We start from the raw sequence: 15349 nt of genomic DNA on the forward strand, positions 1-15349 counted from the left end.
GGTTAAGAAGGTTACCAGATGGAGGTGGATGATTTGTTTCAAATTGGCGATAACATTGTTTATCCAATGCACGGTGCAGGTATAATTAAAGCCATTGAAGAAAAAGAAATCTCAGGGGAAAAAAAAGAGTATTATGTCATTAAAATGTTTAGCAGTGATATGCAAGTCATGATCCCTACGGGTAAAATATTGAATTCAAATATACGCCCTGTTACGGACATAATGGCATTAAAACACATCATACACGTTTTTCAGCATGGAGAATCAGATAAATTACTGCCGTGGAAACAAAGGTATAAAGTGAACACGGACAAAATAAAAACGGGTAAAATACAAGAATGTGCTGAAGTTGTACGTGATTTAATGCGTATGAAGAAAGAAAAAGCACTTAATTCAAGCGAAAAGAGATTGTTAGCTCACGCACATGAAATTTTGATGAGTGAACTGGGATTAATTAAAGGGATTACCGAAAATCAAATAAAAAGTTTCTCTTAAGGGTAATTTAAGATCATTCATTAGAACTCCCAAAAATATCCTGAGTTTTTGGGAATATGTTTTTTGTTAGGCTTTTCTCAAGCTTTGTTGCTTTTCAAAAAAGAAACGTGTGAATATGCGAGGTTATTCAAAAAATAAATACATTTTATGAGAAAAGAGCTTGCATACTCATTTTAAACATACAAAATGGCTACTATTTCGATCGGCTTTAGGATTTAACAACAATTTTTGAGAAAACAGCCTTTTATTAATAGTAAAACCTCTCAAAGACATACAACTTCTTCAACTCACCATTAGAGCATTAACCTCTTTAGTATTTCTACAATCTAATCCATTTTTATTATTAAGTTTTATCAAATAACTCGATAAAATAGTCACTTGGTCTTGTAAGCCTGAATCACACTGGAACGGACTAGGAGCCGTAAGGATGAAAGAGAGGTAGGGCTTTCATTGTTTTAGGCGTACAATATATGATTCAAGTGATTAATTCTAAAAGAAAAACAATTATACTCATCTTTTTCTTAAGAATTTTTACAACTTCTGAGATAGTGAATAGGAATTGTTTAACGTTTTTACGAAAAAGAAAGAAGTGATTGGTAACCGCTAATCAACTACAAAAATGGTATCCAGCATATGGAACCATTTTTTTACTGTCTATCCCCAATGAGCATACAATTTTATTTTACCCAAAAGTCCATGAATAAGTTAGAGAGGGACAGGTGGACAAGTAGTGTCCCTGTATCCTGCCAAAGATAACCAAAAAAACACTTGCAAACAGGAATCATTCCGTTTTATAATGATTACGCTCATAAAAAAGGCTCTTTTTTTTACGGTTTAAATCGTAATGATTATGATTTGCTTGTTAAAGGTATTTGAAAAAGACATACCTTTCACCAAAAATAAATAACCGTATGAAATCGTGACTCAAATTACAGGAGGATATGGGTATGGCAAAAAAATCAAAAATAGTGAAGGCAAAAAAACGTGAGGAATTGGTGGAAAAATATGCAGCTCTTCGTAAAGAGCTAAAAGAAAAAGGGGACTATGAGGCCCTTAGGAAACTTCCGAGAGATTCTTCACCTACACGTTTGAAAAACAGATGTGAGGTTACAGGAAGACCTAGAGGGTATTTAAGAAAGTTTAAAATGTCTAGGATTGCTTTAAGAGAATACGCGCATAAAGGACAAATTCCAGGGGTAAAAAAAGCGAGCTGGTAGAGGATGAGATTTCGTCAGTTGAAAAGTCTTGTGGTAAGCATGATATAGAAAAGGATGGAGGGAGCTAGCATGAAGGCGTTTAATCCAATCTTAATTGAATTTTTGCATCGTAGTGCAATTTCAAACCTCCCAGATCAGAAGCGGGAAATCTATCAGTTTATAGTAAAGATGGAAAATCAATTAGAGGAAATATCTTTAAATGAAACGCAATTTATGAGCTATATGATAGATAACTCTCCATTTAAAGCGGCTGCAGAATATTTTTCAGTGGATATTTTCTTTATAAAGAAAGTAATGGATGAGGCCCAAGCAGAAATTGATAGGATTATGAATAAAAGGTGTAATCGTTTAAAATGGGTTGATTGCACGGACCGAATGAAAAGTCAGCACGGGGAAAAGCAATGGTCATTTCTATTCATTTCCTAACTTACTGTGCCTTAGGAGGAACAGAGGTTGTAGGAAAGTTATTTTACCATTTATTCAATCGTTCTTAATTCATCAAAATAAATACTTCATAAATCGTAATCATTACGATATTAGAAGGAGGATACTTTTTGTATGAATGGCTTGTAATTGGTGGAGGTATCCATGGATGTACGGTGGCGTCCTTTTTGCTTAAAAGAGGAAAGGTAAGGGTTGAAAAGCTTCGTATTATTGACCCTTACGATGAACCAATGTATAAATGGAAGAAAAACACCGAAAAAATTGGGATGAAATATTTACGCTCTCCGTTTGTCCATCATATCGATGTTGACCCCCTTAGCCTTCAGAGATTTGGACAAAAGGAAAAGTGGGGCAGGGAACATTTTTACGGGAGATACAAACGACCATCTCTTGAGTTGTTTAATGAACATTGTAATTCGATTATAGATGAGGTGGGCTTACTACGGTCTTGGTACAGAGGATTTGTGAACTCTATTAAAAATGAACAAGGATTTTGGAAAGTCATGACAGAGGATGGTGCGGCAATCAGAGCCCAAAATATTGTCATATCCATTAGTATAAACAATGCATTAAATATACCTAATTGGGCAAAGCAATTAAAAGCTGATTTACCTAAACAAGTGTTTCACGTTTTTGAAGACAATTTGGCAAACATGACCTCTTTACAGCCTCCTATTATGGTGATTGGCGGAGGAATAACGGCCGCACATCTGACGATTAAGTTATCAGGTATGTTTCCTGGGAAGGTCATTTTAATCAAGCGACATCCATTTCGAATAAATGAGTTTGATAGTAATCCTGGATGGTTAGGCCCAAAATATTTGAGGTATTTTCATAAAACGAAGGACTATGGAGACCGTCGGGTGATGATTCAACAGGCAAGAAATAAAGGTTCTTTAACTAGAGAACTATTCTATCAGTTGAAAAGGCTTGAAAAGGATCATCAGATACAAGTTATGGATGGTGAGGTAAAATCAGCAAATTCGAATAGAAATCAGATTATGTTAAATGTTGGAGAAAGAATAATAAAGGGAAATAGTATGTTATTAGCCACTGGATTTATGCCATCTGTTCCGGGAGGAAATTGGCTTAATCAGGTAATGGAAGACCTTGAATTATCATGTGCAAACTGTGGATATCCAATCGTTAACCAATCTTTGCAATGGAGTCCCCATTTATATGTATCGGGTCCATTAGCCGAACTGGAGGTAGGACCAATTGCTAGGAATATATCTGGGGCTAGGCATGCTGCAGAGAGAATTGTAAATAGTCTATAGCCTGTAAATCGTAATGATTACTATTATCATTTTAGGAGTGAGGAAATGGGTAAAAGAATACCTGTAACTGTATTAAGTGGTTATTTAGGCGCAGGGAAAACAACTTTATTAAACCATGTACTAAGAAATCGAGAAAATAAAAAAATAGCTGTCATCGTGAATGATATGAGTGAAATTAATATCGATGCTGCTCTGGTGAAGAAAGGAGGATTTTCCCGAACAGATGAAAAATTGGTAGAGCTTCAAAATGGGTGTATTTGCTGCACCTTGAGAGAAGACTTAATGATCGAAGTGGAACAGCTTGTACAAAAGGGGGATATCGACTATATCCTAATTGAATCTTCAGGAATTTCAGAGCCAATCCCTGTTGCCCAAACATTTACATATGTTGACGAAAGTCTAGGCATCAACTTAGCAGAACAATGTAGGTTAGATACGATGGTCACTGTTGTCGATGCAAACCGATTTTGGCATGACTTCTCATCAGGAGAGAGCCTTTTGGACCGAAAGCAGGGTGCGGATGAATACGATGCGCGGGAAGTAGTCGATTTACTCATCGATCAAATTGAGTTTGCCAATGTGTTAGTTTTAAACAAGATTGATTTAATCGATCAAGAAAGCATACTCGAACTGAAAGCAGTCCTACGTAAACTTAATCCGGTGGCGAGGATCATAGAGAGTGCCCATTCAAAAATAGACTTAACGGCGATTTTAGATACTGGTTTGTTTGATTTTGAAGAAGCCAGCCAAGGTGCAGGCTGGATCATGGAATTGAATGAGGAACATATACCGGAGACCGAGGAGTATGGGATTTCTTCTTTTGTTTACCGAAGAAAAAGACCATTTCACCCTGAACGGTGGCGAGATTGGCTGGAGGAATGGCCGGTTGAAATTGTTCGAGCAAAAGGTTTCTTTTGGCTTGCGTCCCGTAACAATATGGCAGGTTTATTATCGCAAGCTGGTCCTACCATCACTTTTCAAGGCGCAGGGGAATGGCTAGCGGCCTATCCCGCTCAAGAAAGGGAGAAAATCCTAAGCGATGAACCAGAATTACTTGAAAAGTGGGACGCTGACTTTGGTGACAGAATGACAGAACTTGTCCTTATTGGGGTGAAGATGGACCGCAATGCCATTGAGGAAGCATTAGATCAATGTCTACTAACCGATGAGGAAATGAAAAGTGATTGGTCTAGATTTTACGATAAACTACCGGCCTTTTCGGTAATGGAATAATAAAAGATTTGCCAAAAAAAGAAAATAGAAGGAGGAAGTAAAAAAAAATGAGAGTAAAAATTACATTAGCGTGCACGGAGACAGGAGATCGGAATTATATTACAACCAAAAACAAGAGAAACCATCCGGAGCGTTTGGAGTTAATGAAATACTGCCCACGTCTAAAAAAACATACTTTACACCGTGAAACAAAATAATCATAGGTCGAACAAACTTGGGGAGCTTCTTTTCTACCGTTTTAGGATCACGTTGTTATAAAAGAACGAAGCGATTGGATAGAGACCGTAAACGAGTGGGATAAGGGAAAGTTTAGTTTAGACTGAAAATAGGGTAGAATTAAGGAAAAATCAGTTGGTGGTGAATAGTGAATTGGAACCTAAATGGTTAGAATGGGCAAAACAGCTTCAAGCTATTTCACAAGCAGGATTAACGTATTCTAAAGATGTTTATGATTTGGAACGATTTGAATTGATAAGAGATATGAGTGTTGAGATTTTAGCAGAGTATACAAAAATGGACAATAAAACGATCAAGGAACTATTTGCAAATGAAACAGGGTATGCGACGCCGAAAGTGGATGTTAGGGCTGTTGTTTTTAGAGAGAATAAAATCTTAATGGTCAAAGAAAATAGTGATGGCGGTTGGTCGTTACCCGGAGGTTGGGGAGATATTGGATTCACTCCAAGTGAAGTAGCTGTCAAGGAAGTCAAGGAAGAATCAGGGTTTGACGTGAAAGCAACAAAATTAGTAGCTGTACTCGACAAGAAATGCCATCCTCATCCACCTTCTCCTTATCACATTTATAAAATATTGATTCAATGTGAAATCGTTGGTGGGAAAGCTAGTGAAGGGATTGAAACAGATGCAGTGGAATTTTTCGCTGAAAATGAACTGCCACCTTTATCAATCGATAGAAACACAGAGTCACAAATTCATCTAGCATTTAAACATTTACATAACCCGCAAGAACCTGTCGCTTTTGATTGATCTTCGAGTTGAATGTCTTAACCAACTAAAAGGTTAGTTGAATAAGCGATTGAAAGATAGATAAGAATGAACTCCTTTTGCTTCCATGGCAAAGGGAGTTTTTATTTTATAAAAAGTAGGGGAATCCTCCTTAGTGAAAGATTCCCCTTAGAAAAGTGCCTTATGAATTCATGATTGGTGAAGTTAAAAGAATCATGACGAATGATAGTAAAATTAAATAGATTAGTGAATAACGTAAATTCGCTTGTGCCCATTTCTTCAGATCTTTTGCTCGTGGTCCTTTTATCGCGAGAATAATCCAACCGATTGTTAGGGCAATCGCAAAAATAGTGAAAAACCAGCCTAACGAAACAATCAAAAAGAATGGGAGAGGCAATAATGTGACAATATAAATTAAATTTTGGCGAATTGTCACAGGAACACCGTAAACGACTGGCAGCATCGGGACACCAGCGCGTGTATAATCTTCTAACCTTTTCAACGTGATTGCCAGCGTGTGTGGAATTTGCCAAATGAATAAGATACAGAACATCACGATTGGAACGATATGATTCGCTTGTGTAATTGCTGCCCAACCGATTAAAGGGGTAAATGCCCCAGAGACACTACCAATTATGGTATTCCATGTATATCTACGTTTTGACCAAAATGTATAAAGAACCACATAGAAAAACCAGCCTAAAAATGAATACAGTGCAGCTTCAAAGGTTGTAAAGAACATCATCACCAGTCCAATGATGGAGGTGATGATCCCTGACCATAGAACGGATTTTAAAGAAAAGTTCCCGGTAACAGTCGGTCGTTTTTGGGTTCGGACCATTTTTTTGTCCAAATCCACTTCATACCAATTATTGAGAATTAGCGCTCCTGAAATAACGAGTGTACTGCCGATCATCGTGAGTAGAAAAAGGCCCCAATTATCGATAAAACTTTCGTTAGTAAAATAAAGCGCTAACCAATAGCTAGTAAATACAGGCAATACATTGGCGACTAACACTTTGCCTTTTAATAAATATTTAATATCTATTAATAAGCTGAGAAGTTTGGATGGACTACCTGTTATTGTGTCTAGTGTTGCTTCAGATTGTATATGTGTGTTTTTCATAGACATCCCCTATTTATGTCGTATTTAAAGTGAAAATGAAGAAATGCTGCAAATAACTTAATAATACCATAAAAAGTTTGTTTTATTTGTGACATATTTATGAAATTAGGGACAGAGGGACAGGTACAATGTCCCGGTCCCGCCGCGGGACGAGGTGCCTGTCCCTCTGTCCCATTATTGTTTGACTATTTGGAAAACGTTGCATATACTAATATTCAAATGAACGTTTGAATATGGGGTGGGAATACATGAAACATGAGGATGTTTGTGAAGTCACTTGTTTTGATGAACCAAAAGTGAATCGTGTGAAAGAGTCCATAACTAAACATAATACATTTTCTGTTTCGAAAATGTTTAAAGCATTGGCAGATGATACTAGATTAAAAATTGCGTTTGCATTGAGTGAAGAAGAGGAGCTTTGTGTATGTGACGTCGCCAATATTGTCGGTTGTACAACAGCAACTGCGTCCCATCATTTGCGCTTACTTCGCAACATGGGCTTAGCAAAATATCGCAAAGAGGGAAAATTAGTGTTTTATTCACTAGATGATGATCATGTCAAACAATTGCTTCACCTAGCCTTTACCCATGAAAAGGAGGGAAAGCTCCTTGGATAAAGCAGCCGAGAAATCAACTGAAAAACAAGTATACCGTGTACAAGGGTTTTCCTGATCAGGCTGTGCGACTACGTTTGAAAAAAACGTAAAACACCTGGAGGGTGTGACAGATGCTAGTGTCAATTTTGGAGCTTCTAAACTGACTTTGTATGGAAATGCTTCGATTGAAGAACTTGAAAAAGCCGGAGCATTTGAGAATTTAAAAATAGTACCTGAGAAGGAACGTTTTGAAGAAAAGAAAGAACACTTTTTGAAAAAGCATGCAACGGTGATCACGTCATTTGTTTTTTTACTAATCGGATGGATCTCAGGACAAATCAATGGAGAAGAAAATGTGTCCTCCGTCTTGGCCTACGCAACATCTATCCTGATTGGCGGTTATCGACTGTTTCATACAGGATTGAAAAACCTGTTTCGTTTAGATTTTGATATGAAAACCTTGATGACCATTGCCGTCATTGGTGCAGCCTTCATTGGTGAATGGGGGGAAGGAGCTACAGTTGTCATTTTATTTGCCATTAGTGAAGCTCTCGAAACCTACTCTATGGATAAGGCCCGTCAATCGATTCGTTCCTTAATGGATATTGCCCCAAAAGAGGCGTTAATCAGAAGAGGCAATCAGGAAATGATGATTCAGGTGGATGAAATTCAAATTGGCGACATTATGATCGTCAAACCTGGTCAAAAAATTGCCATGGATGGCATGGTTGTCAAAGGAACTTCTGCTGTAAACCAAGCAGCTATCACTGGGGAGTCGGTGCCAGTGGCGAAAACCACCGATGATGAAGTGTTTGCTGGAACCTTAAATGAAGAAGGTTTACTTGAAGTAAAAGTAACCAAACATGTCGATGACACAACGATTGCGAAAATAATTCATTTAGTAGAAGAGGCACAAGCTGAGCGAGCACCTTCCCAAGCATTTGTTGACCGTTTTGCGAAGTATTATACACCTGTGATTATGTTCATCGCACTGGGTGTTGCGGTCGTACCGCCACTTTTCGGGGCAGACTGGAACACTTGGATTTATCAAGGATTAGCGGTGTTGGTGGTTGGTTGCCCGTGTGCCCTTGTGGTCTCTACTCCAGTTTCCATTGTGACAGCGATTGGAAATGCTGCCCGTAACGGAGTCTTAATTAAGGGTGGGATTCATTTAGAAGAAATGGGATCGATTAAAGCGATTGCGTTTGATAAAACAGGAACGTTAACAAAAGGAGTTCCCGTGGTAACCGATTTCCTTCCTCAACAAGGGAAAGATCAAAAAGAATTATTAAAAATTATCGCAGCATTAGAAAATGGTTCTCAACACCCATTGGCTTCAGCCATTATGAAAAAAGCCGAACAAGAAAACCTTGATTATCAAAGCGTTGAGATCCCCGAATTCACTTCGATTACAGGAAAAGGAATTAAAGGAATCGTAAATGGAGAGTCGTATTATGTAGGCAGTCCAAATCTTTTTGAAGAGCTGCTTTCGAACGGAATATCAGTAGAATTAGAAGAACAAATTTCATCTTTACAAAATCAAGGCAAAACCGTCATGGTCGCTGGAACATCAACTAGTATCCTGGCCTTAATAGCTGTTGCAGATGAAGTAAGAGCAAACAGTCGGCATGTGATACAAAAACTTCATTCCTTAGGGATTGAAAAAACGATCATGTTGACGGGTGACAATGCAGGGACTGCAAAAGCGATTGGAACACAAGTAGGAGTTTCGAATATCAAAGCAGAGTTATTGCCACAAGATAAACTTACGCTGATAAAAGACTTGAGAAAAAAATATGATCGTGTGTCAATGGTTGGCGATGGCGTGAACGATGCACCAGCTCTTGCGGCCTCCACTGTTGGAGTCGCGATGGGTGGTGCTGGCACTGATACAGCGTTAGAAACGGCAGATATTGCCTTAATGGCAGATGATTTGGAGAAGTTACCGTATACAGTGAAATTAAGCAGAAAAGCACTGGCGATCATTAAACAAAACATCACTTTCTCCTTAGGAATCAAACTCGTCGCTTTGTTATTAGTCATACCAGGTTGGCTGACTCTTTGGATCGCCATCTTTGCGGATATGGGGGCAACGCTGCTTGTAACCTTAAATAGTTTAAGACTTCTTCGAGTTAAGGATGAGTGAAAATTGGCTTCCCAGAAATGGGAAGCTTCCTTTAAGGGGGAGAAGATGAAGAATTCCTGGAACTCTTTTGTGTATAAATGGTGGGCACCCGTTTATGAGCGTTTTTTTAATACAGGTATGTTTCTAAAAGCAAGAAACCAAGTATTTTCTGACATACGCCTTAAAGAAGGAAGCAAAATTCTCTTTGTAGGAGTAGGAACGGGGGCGGACTTGCCTTATTTTTTAAATAAAGGATACGACATTACCGCAATTGACTTCTCTAGTGAGATGTTAAGGGTAGCGAAGGAAAAAGATCAGAATGGATCCGTTCGTTTTATGCAGATGGATGCACAAAATCTGGAGTTTGAAAATGAGTCCTTTGATTTTATTGTCGCGAGTTTAATTCTTAGTGTTGTCCCACAGCCGAAACAAGCACTATCTGAGATGGTTCGCGTTTTAAAGAAAAATAGCTCATTTGTTGTATTTGATAAATTCGTGCCTAGAGATCATAAACGAAAGATCAAGCAAATCGTGCTTAGACCGGTTATTAAGTTATTGGGTACAGATATAGGACTGGATTTCTATGAATTGTATCAAGCAGTTGCTGACAAAAGCGAGATTACCAAAGATGAGGATGTCATGATGAGTGGCTTGTATCGAAAAATAATGGGGATAAAAAAGTAAGATTCCACCAAATAGGATAGGTTATCGGTATTGGTTGAAAATATAGATCATAGGAATATATATTTATTTTACAATAATGACTTATTGTTAGGAGATTGGAGGGAGAAGATGGAGTGGTTTTCAGGACTATCCCCTGTTCATCAAGCTCTTTTAGCGACTTTGTTTACTTGGGGGATGACGGCTCTAGGTGCGGCGTTAGTTTTTACAACCAAGTCAGTTAATCAGAAGTTCTTAGACAGTATGTTGGGCTTTGCAGGTGGAGTAATGATTGCAGCTAGCTATTGGTCCCTTCTTGCACCTGCACTTGAGATGGCTGAAGGGGGGAACCTCCCTTCGTGGATGCCAGCAGCGATAGGCTTCCTTTTTGGGGGACTATTTTTATTAATTGCGGATAAAATCCTTCCACACTTACACCCAGATAAACCAATAGAAAGTGCAGAAGGTATTCACCCAATGAAAAAGCGGCGAAGCACTTTACTGGTTCTTGCTATTACATTACACAACATTCCTGAAGGCTTAGCGGTTGGAGTGGCATTTGGAGCTGTTGCAGCGGGTTTTGAATCAGCAACATTAACAGGGGCTATAGCATTAGCAATGGGGATTGGGATTCAAAACTTTCCTGAAGGAGTCGCCGTTTCAATGCCACTAAGGCGAGACGGGCTGTCACGTTCAAAAAGTTTTATATATGGACAGTTTTCAGGTATGGTTGAACCCATTGCTGCTGTAATTGGTGCAATGGCCGTTATTTTCATCGAACCATTGTTGCCATATGCATTAAGTTTTGCAGCAGGTGCGATGATTTTTGTTGTAGCGGAGGAAGTAATACCCGGATCTCAAGAAAAAGGCAATACTGACTTAGCTTCTATAAGTTTGATGATTGGTTTTACAGTTATGATGATCCTTGATGTGGCATTGGGTTAGGTTGTTATACTAAAAAATAATCTATTTAGAAAGAGATAGTCTCCTCACAAAATGAGCAGGCCATCTTTTTTTATGGAATACCCTGTCCTTTTCCGGAATTTCTCTCTATATAAAGAGTGAAAGGAGGTGAGGGACATGGCACAGCAACATATTAAAAACACTCGTCTTACTTTGGTTTATGAAACAGGGTTAAACGAAAAAGGGGAATCGATTTTCAAAGGGAAATCGTATTCCACTATCAAAATGAGTGCGACAGCGGACCAGCTTCATCAAGCGGCTGTTGCTCTTAGTGGACTTTGTGTAAATCCACTTTCTTCTATCGAACGTACAGACAATTACGACGTCATGTAATCTCTAGTTTTGTAGATTGGCAGGAAGGAGGTGATAAAAAATGGCCAAAGTTCTTGAACTCCAATTTGTCACGGATCTTGGAAAAACAACGAAAGTGACCGTGGACAACCCGATTGAGCCGGTGGATCCAGCAGCTGTAAAGCTTGCGATGGAATCGATCATTGCATCGAATGCCTTCTATTCAAATGGAAGTCTAGTGGCAGTCGATAGCGCTCGTGTTGTGGAGCGAAATGTAACAGAATACGAGATTGTGTAAGCAGCAAAGGCCGGTTTCCTCTTGGGACCGGTCTTTCTTGTAAAAAGAAGAATCGTGAAAGGAGGCAAACGATATGCAAGAGTTCATCCCGTTGATCAGTGAAGTAGGCTTTCCAATTGTGGTCACATTATACTTGCTATACCGTATCGAAGTAAAGCTTGATAATGTTGTCCAGTCAATTCAAAACCTGCCGGACCGGATGAAGGAACGGGGGTGATGTGTTTGAGAAAATAGCCTAATAAAAAGAAAACTCGCCATACGTTGTCTCTGGCTTAGGACCCTTTTTGTTAAGGGAGGATATACCGAGGGGAATGGTCGAGTTATTGCTATTTGATAATTTATTGTTTTCTAAGTCTGTTTTGGTAAAGAGTGTTGTTAAAATCCTAAAGCCGATTTTAACGAGTTAGTAGCTATTTTGTATGTTTAAAATTAGTACGCAAGCTCTTTTCTCATAAAATATATCTATCTTTTATAACCTAGCATATTCAGGCGTATCTGTAGTTGTAAAGCAAAAAATTGAGAAAAGAGCCTTATCTAAAAGAAATTATCGTTTTTCCATTACCGCAAAATAATTTTCTTCATTGTCAGCAAAATTAAATACTCTGCCAGTTGGCATATTGATAATCTCTCCTACGGTGATATTTTTATTTGAGAGGTCTTGGTGTAATTGGTCGAGGTTATCTGTAAAAAACATTAAAGAAGGAGTCTCGAGATTTAATCCAGGTGACATTTTCGCAACAAATTCCTTATTATGCAGAATGATGCTCGTTTCTGCATCACGATGAGGAGCAATTTCGATCCATCTGAATCCCTGATCGCTATTTTCTTCAGAAATCACCGCAAAACCTAACTTCTCAGTCCAAAAACTCTTTGCCTCATCTTGATTCTGAACATACAACATAATTTGTCCCACTCTACTTAACACATCTTTCAACTCCCTTATAAGAAGACTGTTTACCTTCCCCATAACTATTCATCGTTTGGCGGTGAGAATCCTTCATTAACTTACGTTATATTTGCTTTACTAAATAGAAGCGAGACTCGATAATTTCGTTCAGTCAATTCAAAACCTAACCGACAGGATGAAGGAACTGTCGTGATGGATGGAAGTAGGGAAGATATACACTAATAAAGTTATTCTTCCTACTTAATTAAAAAACCATTCTATCCATTACTTATGTGAATACCTCTTTTTGATTATTCACTCACATTCTACAATTTTCCAATAATTCGAACTTTCGATTATAATAGGTATATACACCCATGATCGACCTCTTAGAAAGAGTATTCTTTTGGAGGAGATATTATGGAATTTGTAAAAGCAGACAGTTTAAAAAAGCAATTTGAGGTAAAAGGTAGTTTTTATCATTTAGAGATACATGGTCATCGTTTCGAATGTAGAAATTATGCACAGGTATATCGAAAGGATAAGGAAAATCAAAAAGAATATGATGCTGTACTTGTTTTAATGAATCCTGGATTATGCTCACCGAAGAAATCCACATATCCTATTCCGCAAATAAGTCATGGAGAATCCTCTTTAAATTACACCTTCGCGAAAACCGACAATACCCAATACCAAATCATGCGATTTATGAATTTAAAAAATTGGAATAAAGTCCTGGTCATCAATCTTTCTGATATTCGAGCAGGCAATCTAGATGAGTTCAAACGTAAATTAAACGAAGCTAAAAGAGTAGGATTTGATAGACATAGTATATTCTCTAAACAGCGGAAAGGCGAGTTAGAGCAAGTTCTTTCTAATAGTAACTGCCCCATCATTGTGGCTTGGGGTACAGATTCGAGATTTAAAAATTTAGCAGAATGTGCACTTGTCGCACTACCCCGAGATCGAATTATAGGAGTGGAACATGAGATTAAGGGAACACCTTTTTATTATCATGCGAGCCCAACACCATTGAAAGGAAAGATAGAATGGTTAAGTAATATCAATGAAATCATTTTAGGATAGAGCGAAACTAAGAACAAAATAAGGCCACATATCGAGGATGTGACCCGTTGGTGAAAATAGATATCAACCGATCATGTCATTAAAAATAAGATACCAATTAGGGATGGAACAATAGATCTTTGAACAACCACAAAGAGGATATGTACTATCCCTTTATTTGGATAGGAACAGAGTTGCTACCGGAAAGATGTACCGGTCCTACCGTTTGTACCATAATAAAAGTAACAATAGAAATATTCGAAAAATAACCCTAGAATTAGATTAAAATAGGAAATGAAATTTTACATAAAAGGGGAATTCTTATGGATCATGTAGCTTTAATAATAGTGGATGTTCAAAAAGCTTTCGATGATAAAAAGTGGGGAGAGCGAAATAACCTAAGTGCAGAAGAAAACATAAGCAAAATCCTACGTCTATGGAGGGAAAAAGGGTGGAAGGTCATCCATATTCGTCACACATCAGATCATCCAAATTCTGTATTCAATCCAAACAATAGCGGGTTTGCTTTTAAAGAAATGGTTCAGCCTATTGACGGAGAAGTTATCATCACAAAGAAAGTGAATAGTAGTTTTATTGGGACCAATTTACAAGAGTATCTAGAACAAAATGATCTAAAAACGGTTGTCATTACAGGTTTGACCACACCGCATTGTGTCTCTACGACGACAAGAATGAGCGGGAATTTAGGTTTCAACACTTACCTTATTTCCGATGCAACAGCAGCTTTTGGTTTGAAGGACCAGAATGGTACATTTTATGATGCAGAAATGATCCATAATCTATCGTTAGCTACCTTGCACGATGAATTTGCTACCATCCTTACAACAGAACAATTAATCAACGATTTTAGAAAATAAGCGTTTTAGATTGCTTAGCCGCTAGTTATCCTAATCTAGCAGGAGCGTTGGATAGAAAATTCAAGGGGTGTGCGATTGAAGGTGGTAATAGATGATCCTAGTCTAATGAGATATGAATGAATAAGATCAAGGCTGAGAGTAGGAAATCGGGGGGAATTATCGATGGCGAAAAAATCAGAGAAAACATTGAGTGGACTAAAATTAAATTTCTTTCAGTGGACAGAGAATGAGATACGTGTAACCATTCAAAACCCACATGAAGGGAAAAAGGCGTTAATCACTAGCGTTGAGCACACAAATAGACATCATGGGAAAAATAAAGCGAGAACCCACAACAATATTTTTCATTTCTTTAGAGAAGTACTGGAAGCAAACGGGAAGTGGAAAGAAATGAAGGAAACCAATCTTGGAAAGAAAAGAAAACTATCGGAAAAAGATGAAATTGACCTTGAAAATAAGTATGGGTTTATCTATATCACTACGAATCTTATAAATGGAATAAAGTATGTTGGAAAGCATTCAAGAAATGATGAGACATACCTTGGCAGTGGAGTTCGTCTGAAAGCTGCTATTGAAGAACTTGGGGAAGAAAACTTCGAAAGAGAAATCATTGCCTATGCTTATACTGCGGAACAATTAAATGAACTTGAAAAAATGTACATTGATACCTTCAATGCAGTAGAGGATCCAAAATTCTATAACTGCGCTCCAGGTGGAGATGGGTGGTATGGGAAGAAAGAGGAAGAAAAGGGGCTGTTCTCAAAAATGGGATAAAGGCTTGCTCATAAACAAACTTTCTATGTAATGAATAGAAAAAATAATGTTTATC

At 38.0% G+C, this 15349-nt stretch carries 19 protein-coding genes; 17 read left to right on the forward strand and 2 right to left on the reverse strand.

Translation table 11 applies throughout. From position 1 onward, the window contains the following. Positions 1-18 precede the first annotated feature (18 nt). From M3182_RS03985 to M3182_RS04015, 7 genes are all read left to right on the forward strand, one after another. A complete protein-coding gene (locus tag M3182_RS03985; RefSeq protein WP_251434296.1) occupies positions 19-495 on the forward strand; it encodes a CarD family transcriptional regulator in 477 nt (158 codons plus the stop codon). A 947-nt stretch (positions 496-1442) separates the two neighbouring features. Then, positions 1443-1712 (forward strand): 30S ribosomal protein S14, encoded by a 270-nt coding sequence (gene rpsN, locus M3182_RS03990; protein ID WP_251556676.1) that lies wholly within the window; start codon positions 1443-1445, stop codon positions 1710-1712. Between the two features lie 69 nt (positions 1713-1781). After that, complete coding sequence (locus tag M3182_RS03995; protein ID WP_251434303.1) at positions 1782-2138, forward strand: hypothetical protein; 357 nt, start codon at positions 1782-1784, stop codon at positions 2136-2138. 128 nt (positions 2139-2266) lie between these two features. Next, on the forward strand, positions 2267-3433 hold the full coding sequence (locus tag M3182_RS04000) for a SidA/IucD/PvdA family monooxygenase (RefSeq protein ID WP_251556678.1): 1167 nt from the start codon (positions 2267-2269) through the stop codon (positions 3431-3433). A 45-nt stretch (positions 3434-3478) separates the two neighbouring features. Beyond that, complete coding sequence (locus tag M3182_RS04005) at positions 3479-4666, forward strand: GTP-binding protein (RefSeq protein ID WP_251556680.1); 1188 nt, start codon at positions 3479-3481, stop codon at positions 4664-4666. Between the two features lie 47 nt (positions 4667-4713). Further along, on the forward strand, positions 4714-4863 hold the full coding sequence (rpmG, locus tag M3182_RS04010) for a 50S ribosomal protein L33 (RefSeq protein WP_251434312.1): 150 nt from the start codon (positions 4714-4716) through the stop codon (positions 4861-4863). A gap of 172 nt (positions 4864-5035) precedes the next feature. Next, positions 5036-5653, forward strand: coding sequence for an NUDIX hydrolase (locus M3182_RS04015; RefSeq protein ID WP_251556682.1), 618 nt, complete (start codon positions 5036-5038; stop codon positions 5651-5653). 160 nt (positions 5654-5813) lie between these two features. On the opposite strand, the gene cyoE is transcribed toward M3182_RS04015, so the two are convergent. Then, positions 5814-6758, reverse strand: a complete 945-nt coding sequence (gene cyoE, locus M3182_RS04020) for a heme o synthase (protein ID WP_251556692.1) — start codon at positions 6756-6758, stop codon at positions 5814-5816. Positions 6759-7006: 248 nt separating this feature from the next. Here cyoE and M3182_RS04025 point away from each other — a divergent pair, with 248 nt between their 5' ends. The 7 genes from M3182_RS04025 (at position 7007) to M3182_RS04055 (ending at position 11908) form a co-directional block, all read left to right on the forward strand. Beyond that, positions 7007-7375 carry an ArsR/SmtB family transcription factor gene (locus tag M3182_RS04025; RefSeq protein ID WP_251556700.1) on the forward strand — a complete coding sequence of 123 codons (369 nt, stop codon included), beginning with the start codon at positions 7007-7009 and terminating at the stop codon, positions 7373-7375. After that, a complete protein-coding gene (locus M3182_RS04030) occupies positions 7347-9500 on the forward strand; it encodes a heavy metal translocating P-type ATPase (RefSeq protein WP_251556702.1) in 2154 nt (717 codons plus the stop codon). Before M3182_RS04025 ends, M3182_RS04030 begins: the two co-directional genes overlap by 29 nt. Positions 9501-9545: 45 nt before the next feature. Beyond that, entirely contained in the window at positions 9546-10163 is a 618-nt protein-coding gene (locus M3182_RS04035; protein ID WP_251556704.1) for a class I SAM-dependent methyltransferase, read from the forward strand. Between the two features lie 108 nt (positions 10164-10271). Continuing rightward, complete coding sequence (locus tag M3182_RS04040) at positions 10272-11084, forward strand: ZIP family metal transporter (protein ID WP_251556706.1); 813 nt, start codon at positions 10272-10274, stop codon at positions 11082-11084. A 135-nt stretch (positions 11085-11219) separates the two neighbouring features. Beyond that, the gene (locus tag M3182_RS04045; RefSeq protein WP_251556708.1) at positions 11220-11435 is read left to right on the forward strand and encodes a DUF1659 domain-containing protein; all 216 of its coding nucleotides are present in this window, start codon (positions 11220-11222) and stop codon (positions 11433-11435) included. A 40-nt stretch (positions 11436-11475) separates the two neighbouring features. Continuing rightward, positions 11476-11691 carry a DUF2922 domain-containing protein gene (locus tag M3182_RS04050; protein WP_251434331.1) on the forward strand — a complete coding sequence of 72 codons (216 nt, stop codon included), beginning with the start codon at positions 11476-11478 and terminating at the stop codon, positions 11689-11691. Positions 11692-11764: 73 nt separating this feature from the next. Further along, on the forward strand, positions 11765-11908 hold the full coding sequence (locus tag M3182_RS04055) for a YvrJ family protein (protein ID WP_251556716.1): 144 nt from the start codon (positions 11765-11767) through the stop codon (positions 11906-11908). Between the two features lie 327 nt (positions 11909-12235). Here the strand turns inward: M3182_RS04055 and M3182_RS04060 are convergent, their stop codons facing one another. After that, positions 12236-12616, reverse strand: a complete 381-nt coding sequence (locus tag M3182_RS04060) for a VOC family protein (RefSeq protein WP_251556718.1) — start codon at positions 12614-12616, stop codon at positions 12236-12238. 381 nt (positions 12617-12997) lie between these two features. On the opposite strand from M3182_RS04060, the gene M3182_RS04065 reads away from it, so the two are divergent. The 3 genes from M3182_RS04065 to M3182_RS04075 all read left to right on the forward strand — a co-directional run bounded on the left by M3182_RS04065 (position 12998) and on the right by M3182_RS04075 (position 15294). Then, entirely contained in the window at positions 12998-13663 is a 666-nt protein-coding gene (locus tag M3182_RS04065; RefSeq protein ID WP_251556720.1) for a DUF1643 domain-containing protein, read from the forward strand. A gap of 302 nt (positions 13664-13965) precedes the next feature. Continuing rightward, positions 13966-14520 (forward strand): cysteine hydrolase family protein, encoded by a 555-nt coding sequence (locus M3182_RS04070; RefSeq protein WP_251556722.1) that lies wholly within the window; start codon positions 13966-13968, stop codon positions 14518-14520. 162 nt (positions 14521-14682) lie between these two features. Next, positions 14683-15294 (forward strand): GIY-YIG nuclease family protein, encoded by a 612-nt coding sequence (locus M3182_RS04075; protein WP_251556730.1) that lies wholly within the window; start codon positions 14683-14685, stop codon positions 15292-15294. Positions 15295-15349 lie beyond the last annotated feature (55 nt).

This window comes from Mesobacillus maritimus (assembly GCF_023715205.1).
Taxonomy (GTDB): domain Bacteria; phylum Bacillota; class Bacilli; order Bacillales; family Cytobacillaceae; genus Mesobacillus_B; species Mesobacillus_B maritimus_C.

What these genes read in the sequence shown, in the direction of transcription:
- M3182_RS03985 (WP_251434296.1), top strand. Translation starts at nt 19, where the DNA reads ATGGAGGTGGATGATTTGTTTCAAATTGGCGATAACATTGTTTATCCA.
- rpsN (WP_251556676.1), top strand. Translation starts at nt 1,443, where the DNA reads ATGGCAAAAAAATCAAAAATAGTGAAGGCAAAAAAACGTGAGGAATTG.
- M3182_RS03995 (WP_251434303.1), top strand. Translation starts at nt 1,782, where the DNA reads ATGAAGGCGTTTAATCCAATCTTAATTGAATTTTTGCATCGTAGTGCA.
- M3182_RS04005 (WP_251556680.1), top strand. Translation starts at nt 3,479, where the DNA reads ATGGGTAAAAGAATACCTGTAACTGTATTAAGTGGTTATTTAGGCGCA.
- rpmG (WP_251434312.1), top strand. Translation starts at nt 4,714, where the DNA reads ATGAGAGTAAAAATTACATTAGCGTGCACGGAGACAGGAGATCGGAAT.
- cyoE (WP_251556692.1), bottom strand. Translation starts at nt 6,758, where the DNA reads ATGAAAAACACACATATACAATCTGAAGCAACACTAGACACAATAACA.
- M3182_RS04025 (WP_251556700.1), top strand. Translation starts at nt 7,007, where the DNA reads ATGAAACATGAGGATGTTTGTGAAGTCACTTGTTTTGATGAACCAAAA.
- M3182_RS04035 (WP_251556704.1), top strand. Translation starts at nt 9,546, where the DNA reads ATGAAGAATTCCTGGAACTCTTTTGTGTATAAATGGTGGGCACCCGTT.
- M3182_RS04040 (WP_251556706.1), top strand. Translation starts at nt 10,272, where the DNA reads ATGGAGTGGTTTTCAGGACTATCCCCTGTTCATCAAGCTCTTTTAGCG.
- M3182_RS04045 (WP_251556708.1), top strand. Translation starts at nt 11,220, where the DNA reads ATGGCACAGCAACATATTAAAAACACTCGTCTTACTTTGGTTTATGAA.
- M3182_RS04050 (WP_251434331.1), top strand. Translation starts at nt 11,476, where the DNA reads ATGGCCAAAGTTCTTGAACTCCAATTTGTCACGGATCTTGGAAAAACA.
- M3182_RS04055 (WP_251556716.1), top strand. Translation starts at nt 11,765, where the DNA reads ATGCAAGAGTTCATCCCGTTGATCAGTGAAGTAGGCTTTCCAATTGTG.
- M3182_RS04065 (WP_251556720.1), top strand. Translation starts at nt 12,998, where the DNA reads ATGGAATTTGTAAAAGCAGACAGTTTAAAAAAGCAATTTGAGGTAAAA.
- M3182_RS04070 (WP_251556722.1), top strand. Translation starts at nt 13,966, where the DNA reads ATGGATCATGTAGCTTTAATAATAGTGGATGTTCAAAAAGCTTTCGAT.
- M3182_RS04075 (WP_251556730.1), top strand. Translation starts at nt 14,683, where the DNA reads ATGGCGAAAAAATCAGAGAAAACATTGAGTGGACTAAAATTAAATTTC.